Here is an 18,627-nt window from a genome sequence, read left to right on the forward strand (position 1 = left end):
CAGGTGCACATCATCGCCTTCTCCTTCGAGTGCGGCGGGTTCGACAACCGGCTGATGCGCGGTGGTCTCTCGCCCCTCGTGTGGAACCTCTCCCGCGAGTACGCCGCCCGGGGCCACCGGGTGTCGCTGGTGACCCCGGCGCACGGCCGGCTGGACGCGCTGCGCGAACGCTTCGGCCTTCAGGAGCTGGACTACCGGGTCACCGACACGGTGCCGCTGGTGCTGGATCCCAAGACCTGGCCGGAGCAGCCGCCCACGGTCGACCTGCGGCTCACCACCACCGCCCACCTCCTGCGGCTGGACGGTGTGGACGTCTACTTCCTCTCCAACGCCCACCTGGACCTGCTGCCGGACCGGCTGTATCCGCCGCCCGGCACCGAGGGCCGGGACCTGGCCTTCTTCAAGTCGCTGGTGTTCCAGGTGGACGGACTGCGCTTCGTGCGGCGCCATCTGGGCGACGCGTCCGGCGAGCCGGCCGTGGTGCACGGCTTCGAGCCGTACTACCACTACCTGCTGCCCGCCGTCCTCGCCGGCGACCCCCGGTACCGGACGGTGAGCACGGTCGCCGCCAACGCCCCCGTCACGCAGAAGGTCTACCGCCCCCAGGTGGAGCGCCTGCTGGAGCTGTTCGGCGCGGACGCCGGCGGCCTGGACGCCCTGGACGGGCCGCCGCCCGCCGAGGACTCCCCCGAGGCCACCGTGGCGCGGGCGCTGGCCGGGACCCGGATGCACGTCGAGCACGGGCCGGACCACGTGGGCCTGTTCCCGCTGGTCGCCGCGTACGCGGACCTCGTCGACTACGTCTCCCCGGGCCAGTTGCGCTACTACAGCACCTTCGAGGGCACGCCCGTGGAGCCGCTGTTCGCGCCGCTGCCGGTGGCGCGGCTGCTGCGCGAGCGGTCGCACAAGCTGCTGGCGGGCGGCTGCGCCGTCTCCGACAGCTGGCTGGAGCGCGACCCCCGGGCGGTGGACCGGGACGCGGTGCTGCGCGGGTTCGGCCTCGATCCGTCGCGGCCCGTCTTCTACCACGCGGCCCGCTACGCGGTGCACCACAAGGGGCAGTTGGAGCTGATGCGGGCCGTGGAGGACGTCCTCGCCGGCGACCCGGACGTCAGCTTCCTCATCCGCTGCTCGACGGGGGGCGGGGCGGACGACTCGGCGACCGTGGCGAACGCCGCGTTCCAGGCGGTCGCCGACCGGCATCCGGGGCAGGTGCGGCTGGACTGGCGGCTGGCCGACGAGGACACCCTGTTCGAGGAGGCGGCCTGCGCCGACTTCTGCGTCTTCCCGTCCAAGTACGAACTGGACGGCTTCCTGATCGCCCAGGCCGAGGCCATGGCGTGCGGGGCGGTGCCGATCGCGACGGCGCAGCGGGTGACCGGCCACTTCGGCCACGACCGGCCGGTGGACGACCCCGACGCCACGGGTTTCTCCGTGCGCGGCTCGTTCCGGGACGACGACGCGGGCCTGGCGGTGGCGCTCGCGGAGCGAATACGGGAGGCCGTGGCGGTGTACCGCACGGCACCCGAGACCTACGCCCGGCTGTCGGCGAACTCCCGGCGCACCGGCCGCTCGTTCACCTGGGCGCGCAGCGCCGGGACACGGCTGGCGGCCTACGGACGGCTCCTGCGCGACGAGGCGGGCCCGCTGCCCGTCGGGGAACTGCTGGAACTCGGCTGGCTGGACCGGCTCCCCGAGTCTGCCTGGACCGACCACCGCGACCGTGTCGAGCGGGTCGCCCTGGAACGCGGTGACGCCACCGCCTACGCCCGGGTGCTGGGCGTCGAGGTCACCGCGCTCGGCGACGACGCCCTGGGCCGGCTCTTCGAGGCCGCCCACCGGCGCGCGGACTTCGCCCGGTGCGCCGAGATCGCCCGGCTGTCCGGCCGCCCCGAGCTGACGGACCGGCTGACCGCACGCTGCCGGCTGACCCGCGCCGCGGACGGCACCTGGCACGTGCGGTACGTCCATCCCGGGGCCGACCACGTCGACGTGGCGGTGGACGCGGGGGCGCCGGCGGCCGGGCCGGGCGGCGCACGGGGCACGGCGGTGCCTGACACCGGGGACCGGCCCGGCGGGACGGATGTCACGGACGCCTCGAAAGCCTCGGACGCCTCCGGCGCCGGACCGCACCGGCCGCCGAACCCTTCCGCGCCAGGGCAGACGCCCGCCCCGGCGGCCGGCGCGGTGCCCCTGGACGTGCCGGTTCCCGTCGGCGGGGAAGCCGCCGTACCGGCGACCGCCTCCGTGGGCACCCGGCCGCCGCAGCCGCACGGCGGCGCCACCGGCCCGCGGGCGGACGCCCCGCTGGGCGCCGCGCCGGCCTCGGGGACCGGGCCCGGTCCGACGCCCGCCGGCCGAACGCCCACGAGCGCCGCGGCAGGCGCGCGGACCGAGGGCGAGCCGGCAGGCGTGCGGACCGGTGGCGAGCCCACAGCCGCGCAGTCCGGGGGCGGTCCGGCGGCCGTCCCCTCCGGGCCGGGCCCCGTCCGGGAGTCCGCCACCGAGGCCCTCGCCTCCGACGAGCCGGTGCCCGCCGACGGCGGGGCCGCCCTGATGCCCCTCGTGCCCGACGGCGCCGGAGGCTTCACCGGCGTCCTCGACGGACCGCCCGTGGGGCGCCACCTCGTCGCCCAGGTGACGCTGCGGACGGGCCGGGTCGCCTGGGACGCCGTCCCCGTCCCCGCGCCGCCCTACCGGGTCGTCGCCACCGACCTGGACGGGACCCTGCTGCGCAGTGATCTGACGGTCTCCGCGCGCACCCGCCGCGCGCTGGCCCTCGTCCACGCGTCGGGCGCCCACCACCTGGTGGTCACCGGGCGTCCCGCGGTCGCCTGCAAGCAGCTGCTCGACAGCATCGGCTACCGGGGACTGGCCGTGTGCGGGCAGGGCGCGCAGCTCTACGACGCCGGCGCCGACCGGCTGCTGTCCTCGCAGCCCCTGGACCTGGACCTGGCCCGCGAGGTCGTCGCCCGGGTCGAGGGGGCGCTGGGCCGGGTGGAGCTGGGCATCGTCACCTCGCCGCCGGAGAGCAGGTTCAAGGTCACCCCCGGGTTCGGCGAACGCGTCCGGCACGGCTGGGACCTGACCACCGATCCGGCCCTGCTGTGGAACACGCCGATCGACAAGCTGATCCTGCACCACCCCGAGGTGGACGAGGACCGGCTGGCCGCCACCGCACGGGAGGTGATGGGGGACGCGGTCACCGTCGTGCACTCGGTGAAGGGCATGGTGGAGATCCTCCCGGCCGGCACGGACAAGGGCACCGGTGTCGCCCGCGCCGCCCGGATGCTGGGCTTCACCGGCGCGGACGCCATCGCCTTCGGCGACATGCCCAACGACATCCCGCTGCTGGCCTGGGCGGGGCACGGGGTCGCCATGGCCGGCGGCCACCCGGAACTGCGGGCGATGGCCGACGAGATCGCGCCCGCCCATGACGAGGACGGCGTCGCCGCGGTCCTGGAACGCCTGTTCAGCGCACCGGAGGTCCGCCCATGACGTCGTACGCCCCGCCGGGTCCCGCGCCGGACGGCGCGCTGCGGGAACTGGCCCGCCGCAACGGCATCGCCACCGACTACACCACCGACCGGGGACGGCGGATCACCGTCCCGTCGGACACCCTGGTCGCCGTGCTGGCCGCGTGCGGGATCGACGCGGCCGACGAGCGCGCGGCCCGGGACGTCCTGGCCGGCGGGCCCGGCCCGGCCGCGGGCCGCCTGCTGCCGCCCTGCACCGTGGTGCGCGCCGGTTCGCCCGCGGGGGTGCCGCTGCCGCCCGGGGCGCGGGCGCACGTCGCCCTGGAGGACGGCGGCCGGGCCGAGGTGTCCGCCGCGCTGCCGCCGGGCCGTCACGTCCTGCGCGTGCGCACCGGGACGCGGGAGGAGTCGGCCCCGCTGCTGGCGGTGCCCGACCGCATCCCGGTGCCCGAGCGGCGCGACTGGGGCTTCCTCGTCCAGCTCCACTCCGTCCTGTCGCGCCATTCCTGGGGCATGGGGGACCTCGGCGACCTGGCCGAGCTCGCCGCCTGGTCGGGCCGTGCGCTGGGCGCCGGTTTCGTCCAGCTCGGCCCGCTGCACGCGATGGAGCCGGGCGCCCTGCCGGACCCGTCGCCGTACCGGCCGAGCTCCCGGCGGTTCACCGACCCGATGCACGTACGGGTGGAGGCGGTGCCGGAGTACCGGGGGCTGAGCGGCCCGGCCCGGGGGCTGGCGGACTCCTGCGCCGCCCGGGCGCGGGAGCTCAACGACCGGGTGCTGCGCGGGGAGACGCTCATCGACCGGGAGACGGTGCGCGCGCTGAAGCACCAGGCGCTGCGCCTGGTGCACGCGGTGCCGCTCGCCCCGGCGCGCCGGGCGGCGTTCGAGGCCTTCACCGCGCGCGAGGGACAGGACCTCACCGACTTCGCCACCTGGTGCGCGCTGGCCGAGGTGCACGGCGGGGCCTGGCGTTCCTGGCCGGCCGCGCTGCGCGACCCGCGGTCGGCGGCGGTGGCCGCGGCGCGCGAGGAACTCGCGGACGCCGTCGGGTTCCACCGCTGGCTGGCCTGGATCACCGACGAGCAGCTCGCCGCGGCGCAGCGCACGGCCAGGGAGGCGGGCATGGGCATCGGCCTGGTCCACGACCTGGCCGTCGGGGTGGCCCCGGAGGGCGCCGACGCGTGGGCGCTCCAGCACTGTCTCGCGGACGGGATGAGCGTGGGCGCGCCGCCCGACGACTTCAACCCGCACGGCCAGGACTGGGGCCAGCCGCCCTGGCGGCCCGACGCGCTGGCGGCGGAGGGGTACCGGCCGCTGGCCGCGCTGCTGCGGGCCGGCATGCGGCACTCGGGGGCCCTGCGGGTCGACCACGTCATGGGCCTGTTCCGGCTGTGGTGGGTGCCGGAGGGCCGGCCGCCGTCGGAGGGGACCTACGTCCGCTACGACGCGGAGGCGATGCTCGGGGTGCTGCTGCTGGAGGCGCACCGGGCCGGGGTCCAGGTGATCGGCGAGGACCTCGGCACGGTCGAGGCCGGGGTCCGCGAGGAACTGGCGGCGCGCGGGGTGCTCGGCACGTCCGTGCAGCGCTTCGAGTACCTGGGCGGCTCCGAGGGCCGGCACGGCCCGCTGCCCGCCGCGGAGTGGCGGACGAACTGCCTGGCCACGCTCACCACGCACGACCTGCCGACGACCGCCGCGTGGCTGAGCGGCGAACACGTCGACCTGCGGTCGCGGCTGGGGCTGCTGACCCGCCCGGAGACGGAGGAGAAGGAGGAGGCCGCCGCCGAACGGGACGGCTGGCTCGCCGAGCTGCGCCGGGAGGGCCTGCTGCCCGACCCGGACGGGGAGGTCGTGGCCCTGCACCGCTTCCTGGCCCGCACCCCGTCGCGGCTGCTGGGGGTGTGGCTGCCGGACGCGACGGGGGACCGCCGTCCGCAGAACCTGCCCGGCACGGCGACGGTGCACCCCAACTGGCGGCTTCCCGTGGCCGACCCGGACGGCCGTCCGGTGCCGCTCGACGATCTGCCCGGCCACCCCCGGGTGCAGGCCATCGCCCGTGTGTTCACCGCGGATGAACCGCGCCGACCGACCAATTGAGGAGAGAGATGTCAGGCCAGGCCCTTGCCCGGGTTGAGGGGGTGCTCGAGGACGCCGGAGGCTTCGACCTGCTGGCACCGGAGGGCACGCGGTACCGCGTGGACGTCACGGAGTCGGTGTTCGACCCCGGCAACCCCCTCCTCGCCGAGTACGTCGCGGGGCGCCGTGTGGTGGCCTTCGTCGGCCCCACGGTGCACCGGCTCTACGGCGACCGGCTGCGCGCGTACCTCGACGCCCGGCTGACGCCGGGCAGTTGGAGCGTGCAGGTGATCGAGACCGGTGAACGGAACAAGACCCTCGCGTCCGTGGAACAGGTGTGTGCCGTCGCCAAGGCGACCGGCCTCGACCGCCACGGGGTGATGCTCGCGGTGGGCGGCGGCATCGTCGCGGACGTCGTGGGCTTCGCGGCCTCCATGTACGCCCGCGGCATCCGCTACATCAAGGTCAACACCACCCTGGTGGGGCAGGTGGACGTGGGGGTCGGGGTGAAGACCGGCGTCAACGCCCTGCACTCCAAGAACATGTTCGGCGCCTACCACCCGGCGCACGCCTCGATCAACGACCCCGCCCTGCTGGCCACGCTGCCGCCCCGGGAGATCCGCTGCGGTCTGGCGGAGATCGTGAAGATGGCGGTGATCCTCGACGGCGACCTGTTCCGGACGCTGGAGCGGCACCCGGACGCGTTCCTCGGCGCCGTGGACGGCGAGGTGGAGACGTACGTCCTGCGCACCTCCATGCGGCTGATGATGGAGGAGCTGTGCCCGAACCTGCGGGAGCACGAACTGGCCCGGCTGGTCGACTTCGGCCACACCTTCAGCCCGGTGATCGAGACGGCGGGCGGGCACCGTCTGGAGCACGGTGAGGCGGTCGCCGTCGACATCGCGCTGTCCGCGCACATCGCCCGGCTGCTGGGGCTCGCCGACGCGCGGACCTGCGAGCGGATCGTGACGCTGCTGCGCCGTATCGGCCTGCCGGTGTTCGACGCGGCCACCTGCACCGAGGAGCTGATGACGCAGGCGTTGCAGGCGTCCTGGCAGCGCCGGGGCCGCAAGCTGCACCTCGTCGTCCCGACGGGCGTCGGCAAGGCGACGTTCGTGTCGGAGCTGGAGGACCTGCCCGCCGGCGTGCTGCGCGAGGCCCTGCGGGCCCTCGCGGCCGAGGGAGCCGGGGGAGGTGCGCGATGACCGCGCGGGACGCGACGACCGGCGGCGTGGCGGCCGGCGATGTGGCGGCCGGCGGCTGCGCGCCGCCGGACGTGGCGAACCTCAACGACCTGCTCACCGGCAAGGAGCACGACCACGGCGGGCTCGGCACGATCCTCGCGCACCGGGTGTTCTCCCGGGCCGAGGGAGGCGAGGGCGCGGAGTTCGTCGACCTGGCCGTGCTGCCGCCGGGCACGTCGATCGGGCGGCACCGGCACGGCGCGGACCGTGAGACGTACATCGTGCTCAGCGGCAGCGGGCTGATGTACCGGGACGGCGCGGAGTTCCGCGTCACCACCGGCGACGTCGTGGTGAACCGCCCGCACGGCGAGCACGGGCTGGTCAACGACTCGGCCGCCGAGCTGTGGCTCCTGGTCTTCGAGGAGGAACTCCGTGACGGTTCCGGGGTCTGACCGGCTCACCCCCGTCCGGGCGGCGGACGCGCCCGCCGACGGCGCGTTCACCGTGCTGGACGTCGGCGGCACCACGCTGCGCACCGGGACGTACGACCCGGTGACGGCGGTGCTGTCCGGGGTGCGCCGGGTGCCGGTCGAGGGCGTGGCCCGGCATCCGGGCGATCCGGTGGCCGTGCTCCAGGAGCGGGTGGTGGACCAGATCGTCCACGAGGTCGCACGGCACACGGACGGCGCGGCGCCCCGCGCCGTCGGGGTCGCCTTCGCGGGGCCGATCTCGGCGGGCGGTCTGGTGCTGGCGGCGCCCACGGTCTGGGGGCGGCGCGGTGCCCCCCTGCCGCTGGGGCAGTTGCTGTCGCGGCGGATCGGCGCCCCGGTGGTGGTCGTCAACGACCTCACCGCGGCAGCCTGGCGGTACGCGGCGACCGAGGCGGAGCCGTTCTGTCTGCTCACGGTCAGCTCCGGGATCGGCAACAAGGTGTTCCGGGGCGGTGACGTGCTGCTCGACGCCGACGGTCACGGGGGCGAGCTCGGCCACTGGGTGTGCGACCCGTCGCCGGACGCGCCGCTGTGCGACTGCGGCGGGCGCGGCCATCTGGGCGGCATCGCCTCCGGGCGCGGGGTGCTCGCCGCGGCCCGCCGCGCGGTGGCCGCGGATCCGGCGGGCTTCGCGCGGTCCCGGCTCGCCGAGCTGTGCGGGGGCCGCGCGGACGCGCTGGACAATCCGGCGATCGCGGCGGCGGTCCGGGAGGGCGACCCGTTCGCGACCGGGGTGCTGCGCGGCACGCTCACCTATCTGGCGCAGGCGATCGGGGCGGTGTTCACGTCGATAGGGATCTGCCGGTACGTCGTCATGGGCGGCTTCGCCCTGGCGGTCGGCGAGCGCTACCGCGAGCTGCTGGTCGGGGAACTGGTGCGCCTCGGGTGCTTCGGCCTGGACGCGGACGCGGTGGACGCCCTGGTGTCGCTGGGGCGTCCGGACGACGACCACGGTCTGATCGGCGTCGGGCGGCTGCTGGCCGACCGGACCGGCCCGCACCTGAGGCAGGAGGCGTGATGGCGGCCCCCCGCACACTCGTCGTCGGCAGCGGCTTCGTCGGCACCCGTATCGCCGGCCGTCTCGCCTCGGCGGGCGAGACGGTCACCCTCGCCTCCCGCACCCGGCCCGCGGTGCCGCCGGCCGGCGGCGCCGACTGGACCGCGCTGGACGCCACCGACCGCGAGGCGTGCGGCCGGCTCCTGGCGCGGCTGCGCCCGGACCGGGTGGTGCTGGTGCACGGCCCCTCGGACGTCACCTGGTGCGAGGACCATCCGGACGCCGCGGTCGCGGCGCACACCGCGGCGGCCGAGAACTTCGCGGCGCGCTCCGGCGGGGCGCGGCTGGTGCTGATCTCCACCGACAACGTCTTCGACGGCAGCCGCGCCGCCAGCGCGGAGGACGACCCGGTCCGTCCCGCCAACGCGTACGGCCGGGCCAAGCTGAGCGCCGAGCGGACCCTGCTGGGCGCGACCGCGGACGCGGTGGTGCTGCGGGTCAGCCTCGTCTACGGCCATGAGCCCGCCGACGCGGGCAAGTGGCTCAACTTCTACTCCGCGTGCGCCCACCGGCTGCTGCGCGGCGAGCGGGTCACGGTACCGGCGGACCAGTGGACGACCCCGGTGCTGGTGGACGACGTGGCGGAGGTGACGGCCGCGGTGCTGCGCGCGGACGGCCCGCTGCCCCCGGTGCTCCATCTGGGCGGCCCGGACCGGGTGAGCCGGGCGGCGTGGGCCTCGGTGATCGCCGAGACGCTCGGCGCGCCGCCGGACCTGGTCGTCCCGACGGCCCGGGCGGGCACCCGCTACGCGTCCCGCCCGGAGAACACCTGCCTCACCAGCCGTCTCCTCGACCGGCTGCCGGCCACGAAGGACACCGCGGTGCGCGGGGTCGCGGAGGGCGCCCGCCTCCTGGCGGGCACCCTCCGGACCACCGGCTGAGCCGCGCCCGTCCGGCGCCGGTGGGAACGCCGGCCGGCCCCGGCACGGGCCCCGGGTCCGAACCGCCCGACCCGTGCCCGACGACCTGCGCCGGACCGACCCACCCGACCCAGGCCAGGCCGCGGGCGTCCACAGACGCCGGGCCCAAGCCGTCCAGCACGGGCCAGGCCGCGGGCGTCCACCGACGCCGGGCCCAACCCGCCCGCCGACGGACCGGCCCGCAGGCACCGGACCCACCCCGTCCGGCACGGACCAGGCCGCGGGCGTCCACCGACGCCGGGTCCGACCCGTCCGGCGACGGACCGGCGCACGTCCGCGGGCCCGGGCCCCCTCCCCCGCCTCGACGAGACCCGCAGGAGACCCCGTATGACAGCACCATCGACACCATCGGCAACAGCGGCAACAGCGGCACTGCCGGCGCCATCCGCACTGTCGGCGCTATCCGCGCGCAGCCACGACGTCGTCGTCCTCGGCGGCGGTGTGGCGGGGTGCGTACTGGCCTCCCGGCTGAGCGAGGACCGGTCACGGTCGGTCTGTCTGGTGGAGGCCGGGCAGGACTACGGGCCCCACGGCGAGGGCTGGCCGGGCGGCCTGCTCGACGCCCGCAGCCTGCCGCGCAGCGACGTCTGGGAGCGGCACACCGAGGTGTACCGCCTGCGGGCACGCGTCATCGGCGGTTCGTCGTGCGTCAACGGCTGCTGGAACACCTGGGGCACCCACGCCGACCAGGCGGAGTGGGAACGCGCGGGCGGTGCCGCCTGGTCGGCCGCGGCCCTGGAACGCCACCGCAAGGCGGCCGTGCAGCAGATGGACCTGCGCGCGGTGCCCGACGGCGAGCTGTCCCCCTTCAGCCGGGCGGCGCTCGCGGCGGCGGACGAACTCGGCTTCGTACAGGCCGACATGGGCACCTCCGGCGGACCCGGCCACGGCACTCCGCTGCTCAACGCGGTCGACGGGCTGCGCTGGAACGCGGCCTTCGCCTATCTGGACCCCGCCCGGTCGCGCCCCAACCTCACCGTCCTCGGCGGCGCCTCGGCCCACCGTCTCGACGTCCGGGGCGGCCGGGTGCACGGGGTGGAGGTCGTACGGGACGGCGAACGCGTCACCCTGACGGCGGGCACGTACGTGGTGGCGTGCGGCACGTACGGTTCGCCCGCCCTGCTGATGCGCAGCGGCATCGGGCCGGCCGGCCATCTGCGGGAGGCCGGCGTCCGGCCCGAGCTCGACCTGCCCGGTGTGGGCGCCAACCTGACCGACCAGCCGGGCGTGTTCGTCCCGCTGGCGCCGGCCGACGGGCTGAACGCCGCCCTGGCCGAGAAGGAGGCGCGCGGTGAGCTGTACGGGAACCGCATGCTGATCAGGGCGGCGAGCCCGTACTGCCCGGACGGCTCCTGGGACCTGCACATCCTGGCCAACGCCGGTCCGCCGCTGTTCGGGAAGCTGCCGCCGGGACAGTACGAGGCGGGCCTGTCCTCGTACCTGATGAAGCCGGCGTCGCGCGGCCGGGTGCGGCTGCGCTCCGCCGACCCCGCCGAGCCGCTCGACATCGACCCCGGCTTCTTCACCGACCCGGAGGGGCGCGATCTGGCCGCCGTGCGGGCGGGGCTCGGCATCGTGGAGGACCTGGCCGGGTCGGCCGCGCTGCGTCCCCTCGTACGGCAGGTCGAGGAGCATCCGTCGCGGCTGTCGGACGAACGGATCCGGGCCCGGGCCGGCACCTACTGGCACCCGGTGGGGACCTGCGCCATGGGCGCCGAGGACGACCCGGGCGCGGTGGTGGACGGGGCGGGGCGGGTGCACGGCGTGTCGAACCTGCGGGTCGCCGACGCCTCGGTGCTGCCGACGGTCCCGGCCGCCAACACCCAGCTCCCGGTGCTCGCCGCCGCCGAGCTGCTGGCCGAGGCGGTGCTGCGTGACTGAGGCCGGCACCGCGGGAGGCGCGGCACCGCGGCGGGACGTCCGTGGACACCGGGTGCTGTACGGGTGCATGGGACTCGGCGGGGGCTGGGACCGGGCGCCGTACACCGCGGCCGACGTCGACCACGCCGAGCGGGCGGTCCGCGCCGCGCTGGACGCCGGGATCACGGCCTTCGACCACGCGGACATCTACCGGCACGGCAAGTCCGAGGCGGTCTTCGGGGAGCTCCTCGCCCGCGATCCGCAACTCAGGGACCGCATCCTGATCCAGACGAAGTGCGGCATCGTGCTGCCGGACGGCTCCCGTCCCGGCCGCTACGACCTGCGCGCCGGGGCCGTCGTCCGGCAGGTGGAGCGGAGCCTCACCCGGCTGCGCACCGACGTGATCGACGTCCTGCTGCTGCACCGTCCCGACCCGCTGGCGCGCCCCGAGGAGATCGCGGAGGCGTTCGCCGCCCTGCGGGCCCAGGGCCTGGTGCGCCAGTTCGGGGTGTCCAACATGAGCGCCGCGCAGATCGCCCACCTGCGGACGGCCGTGGAGGTGCCGCTGGTGGTCGACCAGCTGGAGATGAGCCTGCACCGGCGGGGCTGGGTGGAGTCCGGCGTACTGGTCAACACGCCGGCCGCGGCGGCGGACGGCTTCCCGCACGGCACGCTGGAGTACTGCGCGGCGCACGGGATCCGGCCGCAGGCGTGGGGCGCGCTCGCCGGGGGCCGGTTCTCCGGCGGCGCCGACACGCCGGCGGCGCGGCTGGTCGCCGAGCTGGCGGCCCGCAAGGGCACCACACCGGAGACCGTCCTCCTGTGGTGGCTCCAGCGCCATCCGGCCGGTGTCGCCCCGGTCGTCGGCACCACGCGGCCCGAGCGCATCGCCGCCTGCCGTGACGCCGTGGACGGCCCGCCCCGGCTCGACCACGAGGAGTGGTACGCCCTCTGGGTCGCCGCCCGGGGCACCCCGCTGCCCTGAGATGCCCTCAGGGCAAACGCCCCTGAGGCCCCGGAGACTGCTGAGACACCTGAGAACACCTGGACGACGTCCCCCGCGGGTTTCCGCCGGGGGACGTCGCCGTTTCACCCCGGCCCCACGGCAACGGGTCCCTGCGCACCCCCTTTACGACAATGACATGCACAGGTAATCTCCAGGCGCCTGCAAGAAGTTGCTGGAAATTACAGACAGACGATGCGTTGCAGGTGTGGGTGCATCGGGATTCTCGAGGCGCGTCAGGATCTGCGGTGTGCGTCCACAAGGAGCCACGGGTTCCGCCTCACCCCACTGGAGAGACGCACATGAGACGCCATCGACCACCCGCCCGCGGCTGGACCGCGGGCTCCCTGGCGGCAGGGCTCCTCGCCCTGACGGCCGTCACGGGTCCCACCGCCCCGACCGCCGAGGCCGCCGACACGAACTCGGCGACGGTCTTCTACTACACGAAGACCAGGAACTGGTCCTCGACCTATCTGCACTACGCCCCCGACGGCGGTTCCTGGACGACCGTTCCGGGCGTCGTGATGGAGGCCGCCTGTACCGACTGGGTGAAGCTCACCGTCGACCTGGGCTCGGCCACCGGGCTCCAGGCGACCTTCAACAACGGCTCGGGCACCTGGGACAACAACGCGGGACAGAACTACGCGCTGGGCACCGGTGACATCACCGTCAAGGACGGGGTCGTCGCGCACAGCGACCCCTGTGCCGAGTCGGACCCGGAGACCTCGCAGTCGGCCACCGTGTACTACTCGTCCCAGGCGACCGGCTGGACCACCGTGAACTTCCACTACGCCCCGGCCGGCGGGTCCTGGACCACCGTCCCCGGCGTCGGCATGGAGGCCGCCTGCACCGGCTGGTGGAAGAAGACCGTCGACCTCGGCACCGCCACCTCGCTGAAGGCCGCCTTCAACAACGGCAACGGCACCTGGGACAACAACAACGGGGCCGACTACACGATCCCGGCCGGCACGAGCACGGTGGCGAACAACACCGTCACCGCCGACGCCGACGACCCGTGCGCGGCCCAGGAGCCCGACACCGAGGCGCCCGCCGCCCCGACCGGCGTCCAGGCCTCCGCGACGAACACCTCGGTCGTCGTGTCGTGGAACGCGGCCACGGACGACACCGGTGTGACGGGCTACCAGGTGACGCGCACCGGCGGCACCAAGGGCTCGATGGTCACCGACGTCACCTCCACCGTCTTCTCCGACACCGGCCTGGAGGAGAACACCGCCTACACCTACACGGTCCGGGCCGTGGACGCCGCCGGGAACGTCTCCGCCGCCTCGGCCGGGGCGACGGCCACCACCGGCAGCGCGCCGGAGGAACCCGCCTCCGGCACCCCGCTGGGCACGGACCCGCGCAAGGACCCGATCTACTTCGTGCTCACCGCGCGGTTCAACGACGGGGACAGCACCAACAACCGCGGCGGCAGCCAGCACGTCAAGTCGGGCAACTCCGCCAACAACGACCCCATGTTCCGCGGCGACTTCAAGGGCCTGGTCGAGAAGCTCGACTACATCAAGGGCCTCGGCTTCTCCGCCGTGTGGATCACCCCCGTGGTGCTCAACCGCTCCGACTACGACTACCACGGCTACCACGGCTACGACTTCTACAAGGTCGACGCCCGCCTGGAGTCGGCCGGCGCCTCCTACCAGGACCTGATCAACGCCGCCCACGCCAAGGGCATGAAGATCTACCAGGACGTCGTCTACAACCACTCCTCCCGCTGGGGCGCCAAGGGCCTGTACACCCCGACGGTGTACGGGGTGCGCGACACCCAGTGGAGCTGGTACTACGACGAGAAGAACGAGGGCTTCGAGTACGACGGCCTCACCGTGGAGACCAAGTCGGGCAAGTCGTACTACAACGGCGACCTGTGGTCGACGGCCGAGCCGTCCGGCAACACCTGCCTGAACTGGGGCGTCCCCACCGGCGGCAAGAGCGCCGAGGGGTACACGATCTACAACTGCCAGTGGCCGAGCCCCACCTCGGGCATGTTCCCGAAGGCGTACTACCACCAGTGCTGGATCGGCAACTGGGAGGGCGAGGACGCCCGCTCCTGCTGGCTGCACGAGGACCTCGCGGACTTCAACACCGAGTCGACGCCCGTGCAGAACTACCTGATCGGCGCCTACAACAAGTACATCGACATGGGGGTCGACGGCTTCCGCGTCGACACTGCGGTCCACATTCCCCGCGTCACCTGGAACCGCCGCTTCCTGCCCGCCATCTACGACCGGGTCACCCAGCGGTTCGGCACCGCGGCGGCGGAGAACTTCTTCGTCTTCGGCGAGGTCGCCGCGTTCGTCAACGACAAGTGGAACCGGGGATCACCCAACCACTCGGCGCAGTTCTACACGTGGAAGGAGCGCAAGGAGTACAGCGCCGACGACGCCACGGCCGCGCTGGAGCAGTACGAGTACGAGCAGGCGCAGGGCACCGGCAACCAGCCGACGTCCACCAACGCCTTCCTCGACGGCAACAGCTACCACACGCCCGACCACAGCAAGTTCTCCGGCATGAACATCATCGACATGCGCATGCACATGAACTTCGGTGACGCGCAGAACGCCTACAACAACGGCAAGGACTCCGACGACAGCGTCAACGACGCCACCTACAACGTCGTCTACGTCGACAGCCACGACTACGGGCCGAACAAGAGCAGTACGCGCTACAGCGGCGGCACCGACGCCTGGGCCGAGAACATGTCGCTGATGTGGACCTTCCGCGGCATCCCCACGCTGTACTACGGCTCGGAGATCGAGTTCCAGGCGGGCCAGCGGATCGACTGCGGGCCCAGCTGCCCGCTGGCCACGACCGGCCGCGCCTACTTCGGCGACCACCTGGCCGGCAGCCTCACGGTGTCGGACTTCTCCAAGGTCGACTCCGCGAGCGGGCAGGTCGCCACGACGCTGAGCCAGCCCCTGGTCAAGCACGTGCAGCGGCTGAACCAGATCCGCCGGGCGGTCCCGGCGCTCCAGATGGGCCAGTACTCCACCGACGGCATCTCCGGCTCCATGGCCTTCAAGCGGCGGTACACCAGCGGCACCACCGACAGCTTCGCGCTGGTCACCGTCACGGGCGACGCCACCTTCACCGGCGTGCCCAACGGCACCTACCGGGACGCGGTCACCGGAGACGTCAAGACCGTCTCCAACGGCACCCTGAGCGTCGCCGCCCCCGGCAAGGGCAATCTGCGGGTCTACGTCCTCAACGGCCCCGGCAAGATCGGAGCGGACGGCCCCTACTTGAAGTGACGGGCAACCTGAAGTGACGGGCACGACCTGAGGTGACGGGCACGACCTGAGGTGACGGACGCGGGCCGGGTGGTCCACCGGCCCGCGCCCGGACGCCCCCGCGGGAAGGATCTCCGCGGGGGCTCTCAGGTGGACGCCTGATCGCTGTCCTTCATCGCGCCCCAGCCGTGCCAGCGCTCGACCTCCATCCAGGCGCTGACGCGGGCGCGGACGCGGTCGGGGTAGGGCTTGCCGGTGTAGTGGGCGGCGATGCGGTCGATGTCGGCGAGGCCCTCGTCCTCGTACGTCTCGACGACGCGGCCGATGAGCGTGACATGGGTGTACCAGTCGTCGGCGGCGAGGACGGTGACGGTCAGGCGCGGGTCGCGGCGCAGGTGCTTCAGCCGGACGCGGCCCTCGTCGAGGCTGATCAGGACGCGGCCGTCCTCCCACAGGTACCAGGTGGGGGTGGAGACCGGCGCCCCGTCCGAGCGCAGGGTCGCCATGACGGCCGGGTTGGGGCGGCGCAGCAGGTCGGAGGCCTCGGGCGGCAGCGGGGGCTTGGACATCGCGGTTCCTTTCGGTTCCTCTCGTTCCCTCGGGGTGCGGGCTTCGTTCCGTCAGGACTCGGGCTCGTCGTCGAAGCTCGCGTAGTACGCGGCGGCCATGTCCTCGTCGGCGTGGCCCCGGGCGGCGGCGCGCTCCATCCGTTCGGCGCTCGCGGCGGCCACGTCCAGGCGCACGCCGCGCCGTTCGCCGGCCTCGACGATCAGACGGGCGTCCTTGGCGGCGGTGGCCACCGCGAACTGGGGCGGCGACAGCCGGCCGTCGAGGATCATCCCCGACTTCGCCCGCAGGTACCCCATGTCCAGCGGTCCACCCGCGATCGCGTCGAAGAAGCCCTGCGGGTCGACGCCGAGCGCCCGGGAGAGGGCCAGCACCTCGCCGGCCGCGGCGGTCGCGGCGATGACCCAGCTGTTGGCCACCAGCTTCAGCCGGGTGGCGCTGCCCTGCGCGCCGTCCTCACCGGTCCACACGGTCCGGGCGCCGACCGCGTCGAGGACCGGGGTCACCGTGTCGCGCCGGTCGGCCGGACCGGCGGCGAGCACGAGGAGCTGCCCGGCCTCGGCGGGCTGCCGGGTGCCGAGGACGGGCGCGTCGAAGAAGACCAGGCCGTACTCGTCGGCGAACGCGGCCAGATCCTCGACGGCCTCGACGCCGGCGGTGGTGGACTGCACCCAGGCCGTGCCGGGGCGCAGGGCGGGGGCGGCCTGCCGCATGACGTCCAGGGCGGCGGGGCCGTCGTACAGCATGGTCAGGACCACGTCGGCGCCCTCGACCGCCTCGGCGGGCGTGCCGGCGATGTGCGCCCCGTCGGCGGCCAGGGGCTCGGCCTTGGCGCGGCTGCGGTTCCAGGCGCGGACGGTGTGTCCGGCGCGGGTGAGGTTGCGGGCCATGGCGGCGCCCATGATGCCGGTGCCCAGGACGCTCACGGTGAGCTTGTCGGTCATGACGTCGATCTGCCGATCCGTGCGAAGGGGTGCGGAAGTGTGCGGGGCCGGCCGCGCCGCCGACTGCGGTGGTGCGGCCGGGACTCCACGGTCTGTCAGGCGCCCAGCATGCCGGAGGCGGCCCGGATCAGTCCGTCCAGCCACGCCTGGTGGCCGTTGAGCATGGGGTTCGGGCGCTCGGTGGCCAGGGCGGCGGCCGGCGCGCCGATCTGGGTCTCCTGGGTGAGGACGCGGACCCGGCCGCCGGGCAGGTCCTCCACCAGCCAGGCGTGCAGCACGTCGAGCCGCTCCTCGGGGCCGCCCTCCTGCTTCGCCGTCCAGGACAGCCGGCCCGGGACGCCCTCGGCGGGGGCCTGGAACTCCACGACGTGCGCGTCCAGGGGCGGGAAGCCGAAGGTGCCGAAGCGGAAGGCGAGGTCGTCGCCCAGCTCGGGGCCGCCGCCGTCGGGGAAGGAGATGTCGGCGACGTTGTCGTAGTACGACTCCCAGGTCGAGGTGTCGGTCAGGTACCGCCACACGTCGGCGGCGGTGACGCCCTGGACGATCACCTCGTTGGAGACGAAGTTGTCGCCGGTGCCGGGCAGGTACCTGTCGGGCCAGTTGATCGCGTTCTGCGTGGTCATGGGGGTGTTCTCTCCGAACGGTGGGGGGTAGGTCTTGGCGGAGCTGCGGGGCTCCGGGGGCATCCTCGTCGGCCGGATGCGCCGCCGCATCACGGCGACACCGACGACGCTAGCCCCGCCCCCCATCGGAGGGCCAATAGGGATCCCGATCCCAGCGATCGGCAGCCCGATGGTGCACGGGGAATACCATGGACGGCATGACCGACCGGACACTGGACGGGACGGGCCCGGCGACCGACCGGAGCAGGAAGCTCCCGGCGCACGCGGACCTGAACCTGTTGCGCACCTTCCTCGCCGTCTACCGCTCCGGCACCTTCACCGCCGCGGCCCCGCTCCTCGGCCTCTCGCAGCCCACCGTGACCGCCCAGATCCGCACGCTGGAGCAGCAGACCGGCCGCGAGCTCTTCACCCGGCTCCCCCGCGGTGTGGAGCCCACGCCCCTCGCCCACGAGCTCGCGGGCCAGATCGCGGGGCCGCTGGACGCGCTGGCCGTGCTCGAGGGCACCGGCCCGCTGTCCGGGCGCACCGCCCCGGTCCATCTGGCCGGCCCGTCGGAGCTGCTGTGCGTCCGCGTCCTGCCCGCGCTCACCCCGCTGATCGCCGAGGGCGTGCAGCTGCGGGTCGCCCAGGGACTGCCCGAGCCACTGCTGGAGGAGATGCGCGCGGGCCGGCACGACCTGGTCATCGCCACCCGGCGGCCGCGCGGGCGGGCCCTGGAGTCGGTGCCGCTCGCCGACGAGGAGTACGTGCTCGTCGCCGCCCCCTCCTGGGCCCGGCGCGTCGGGGACCGGCCCGACGCCGACGACCTGTGCGCCGCGCTCCGCGACCTCCCCCTGGTCACCTACGCGGAGGACCTGCCCATCGCCCGCCGCTACTGGCGCACCGTCTTCGGCAGGCAGCTCACCGCACGCGCCGCCCTGACCGTGCCCAACCTGTACGCCGTCCTGTCGGCGGTCAACTCCGGCGCCGGGTACAGCGTGCTGCCCCGCTCCCTGTGCCAGGAGTACCTGGACTCCGGCCGGCTGGCCCTCCTGCACGACCCGGAGGAGGCCCCGCTCAACACCCTCTTCCTCGTCCAGCGTCCCGGCGCCGACACCAACCCGGACGTCCTGCGGGTGCGCGACCGCCTGCGCCGGGCGGCCCTCACCTGGTAGCCGAGGGGACCGGCGGCCGGTGGTTGCCGT

13 protein-coding genes are annotated in these 18,627 nt (G+C 74.5%); 10 read left to right on the top strand and 3 right to left on the bottom strand.

What is annotated here, in order from left to right; translation table 11 throughout:
- Positions 1-3: 3 nt before the first annotated feature.
- The 9 genes from ACZ3KJ_RS33675 to ACZ3KJ_RS33715 all read left to right on the top strand — a co-directional run bounded on the left by ACZ3KJ_RS33675 (position 4) and on the right by ACZ3KJ_RS33715 (position 15,330).
- On the top strand, positions 4-3,498 hold the full coding sequence (locus ACZ3KJ_RS33675) for a Cof-type HAD-IIB family hydrolase (RefSeq protein ID WP_467532620.1): 3,495 nt from the start codon (positions 4-6) through the stop codon (positions 3,496-3,498).
- Positions 3,495-5,573, top strand: a complete 2,079-nt coding sequence (malQ, locus tag ACZ3KJ_RS33680) for a 4-alpha-glucanotransferase (protein ID WP_467532621.1) — start codon at positions 3,495-3,497, stop codon at positions 5,571-5,573. The genes ACZ3KJ_RS33675 and malQ overlap by 4 nt, the downstream gene beginning before the upstream one ends.
- A gap of 8 nt (positions 5,574-5,581) precedes the next feature.
- Positions 5,582-6,757 carry a sedoheptulose 7-phosphate cyclase gene (locus tag ACZ3KJ_RS33685; protein WP_467532622.1) on the top strand — a complete coding sequence of 392 codons (1,176 nt, stop codon included), beginning with the start codon at positions 5,582-5,584 and terminating at the stop codon, positions 6,755-6,757.
- On the top strand, positions 6,754-7,188 hold the full coding sequence (locus ACZ3KJ_RS33690) for a cupin domain-containing protein (protein ID WP_467532624.1): 435 nt from the start codon (positions 6,754-6,756) through the stop codon (positions 7,186-7,188). The genes ACZ3KJ_RS33685 and ACZ3KJ_RS33690 overlap by 4 nt, the downstream gene beginning before the upstream one ends.
- Positions 7,169-8,245 carry an ROK family protein gene (locus ACZ3KJ_RS33695; protein WP_467532626.1) on the top strand — a complete coding sequence of 359 codons (1,077 nt, stop codon included), beginning with the start codon at positions 7,169-7,171 and terminating at the stop codon, positions 8,243-8,245. The genes ACZ3KJ_RS33690 and ACZ3KJ_RS33695 overlap by 20 nt, the downstream gene beginning before the upstream one ends.
- A complete protein-coding gene (locus ACZ3KJ_RS33700; protein ID WP_467532628.1) occupies positions 8,245-9,165 on the top strand; it encodes an SDR family oxidoreductase in 921 nt (306 codons plus the stop codon). The genes ACZ3KJ_RS33695 and ACZ3KJ_RS33700 overlap by 1 nt, the downstream gene beginning before the upstream one ends.
- Before the next feature lie 366 nt (positions 9,166-9,531).
- On the top strand, positions 9,532-11,085 hold the full coding sequence (locus ACZ3KJ_RS33705) for a GMC family oxidoreductase (protein WP_467532630.1): 1,554 nt from the start codon (positions 9,532-9,534) through the stop codon (positions 11,083-11,085).
- Positions 11,078-12,049, top strand: a complete 972-nt coding sequence (locus ACZ3KJ_RS33710; protein ID WP_467532632.1) for an aldo/keto reductase — start codon at positions 11,078-11,080, stop codon at positions 12,047-12,049. Before ACZ3KJ_RS33705 ends, ACZ3KJ_RS33710 begins: the two co-directional genes overlap by 8 nt.
- Before the next feature lie 320 nt (positions 12,050-12,369).
- Positions 12,370-15,330, top strand: coding sequence for a carbohydrate binding domain-containing protein (locus ACZ3KJ_RS33715; protein ID WP_467532634.1), 2,961 nt, complete (start codon positions 12,370-12,372; stop codon positions 15,328-15,330).
- 125 nt (positions 15,331-15,455) lie between these two features.
- Here ACZ3KJ_RS33715 and ACZ3KJ_RS33720 read toward each other — a convergent pair whose 3' ends face one another.
- The 3 genes from ACZ3KJ_RS33720 to ACZ3KJ_RS33730 all read right to left on the bottom strand — a co-directional run bounded on the left by ACZ3KJ_RS33720 (position 15,456) and on the right by ACZ3KJ_RS33730 (position 17,443).
- The gene (locus tag ACZ3KJ_RS33720) at positions 15,456-15,878 is read right to left on the bottom strand and encodes a PPOX class F420-dependent oxidoreductase (RefSeq protein ID WP_467532636.1); all 423 of its coding nucleotides are present in this window, start codon (positions 15,876-15,878) and stop codon (positions 15,456-15,458) included.
- Between the two features lie 51 nt (positions 15,879-15,929).
- A complete protein-coding gene (locus ACZ3KJ_RS33725) occupies positions 15,930-16,820 on the bottom strand; it encodes an NAD(P)-dependent oxidoreductase (protein WP_467532638.1) in 891 nt (296 codons plus the stop codon).
- A 95-nt stretch (positions 16,821-16,915) separates the two neighbouring features.
- Positions 16,916-17,443, bottom strand: a complete 528-nt coding sequence (locus ACZ3KJ_RS33730; protein ID WP_467532640.1) for an SRPBCC family protein — start codon at positions 17,441-17,443, stop codon at positions 16,916-16,918.
- A 197-nt stretch (positions 17,444-17,640) separates the two neighbouring features.
- Here ACZ3KJ_RS33730 and ACZ3KJ_RS33735 point away from each other — a divergent pair, with 197 nt between their 5' ends.
- Positions 17,641-18,597: a LysR family transcriptional regulator gene (locus ACZ3KJ_RS33735; protein ID WP_467532642.1), complete on the top strand. Its 957-nt coding sequence runs from the start codon at positions 17,641-17,643 to the stop codon at positions 18,595-18,597.
- Positions 18,598-18,627 lie beyond the last annotated feature (30 nt).

This window comes from Streptomyces sp. NPDC003248 (assembly GCF_055563235.1).

Bases quoted from the DNA above. Each gene is read 5' to 3' on its own strand.
- malQ (WP_467532621.1), top strand. From the start codon at position 3,495: ATGACGTCGTACGCCCCGCCGGGTCCCGCGCCGGACGGCGCGCTGCGG.
- ACZ3KJ_RS33685 (WP_467532622.1), top strand. From the start codon at position 5,582: ATGTCAGGCCAGGCCCTTGCCCGGGTTGAGGGGGTGCTCGAGGACGCC.
- ACZ3KJ_RS33690 (WP_467532624.1), top strand. From the start codon at position 6,754: ATGACCGCGCGGGACGCGACGACCGGCGGCGTGGCGGCCGGCGATGTG.
- ACZ3KJ_RS33700 (WP_467532628.1), top strand. From the start codon at position 8,245: ATGGCGGCCCCCCGCACACTCGTCGTCGGCAGCGGCTTCGTCGGCACC.
- ACZ3KJ_RS33705 (WP_467532630.1), top strand. From the start codon at position 9,532: ATGACAGCACCATCGACACCATCGGCAACAGCGGCAACAGCGGCACTG.
- ACZ3KJ_RS33715 (WP_467532634.1), top strand. From the start codon at position 12,370: ATGAGACGCCATCGACCACCCGCCCGCGGCTGGACCGCGGGCTCCCTG.
- ACZ3KJ_RS33720 (WP_467532636.1), bottom strand. From the start codon at position 15,878: ATGTCCAAGCCCCCGCTGCCGCCCGAGGCCTCCGACCTGCTGCGCCGC.
- ACZ3KJ_RS33725 (WP_467532638.1), bottom strand. From the start codon at position 16,820: ATGACCGACAAGCTCACCGTGAGCGTCCTGGGCACCGGCATCATGGGC.
- ACZ3KJ_RS33730 (WP_467532640.1), bottom strand. From the start codon at position 17,443: ATGACCACGCAGAACGCGATCAACTGGCCCGACAGGTACCTGCCCGGC.
- ACZ3KJ_RS33735 (WP_467532642.1), top strand. From the start codon at position 17,641: ATGACCGACCGGACACTGGACGGGACGGGCCCGGCGACCGACCGGAGC.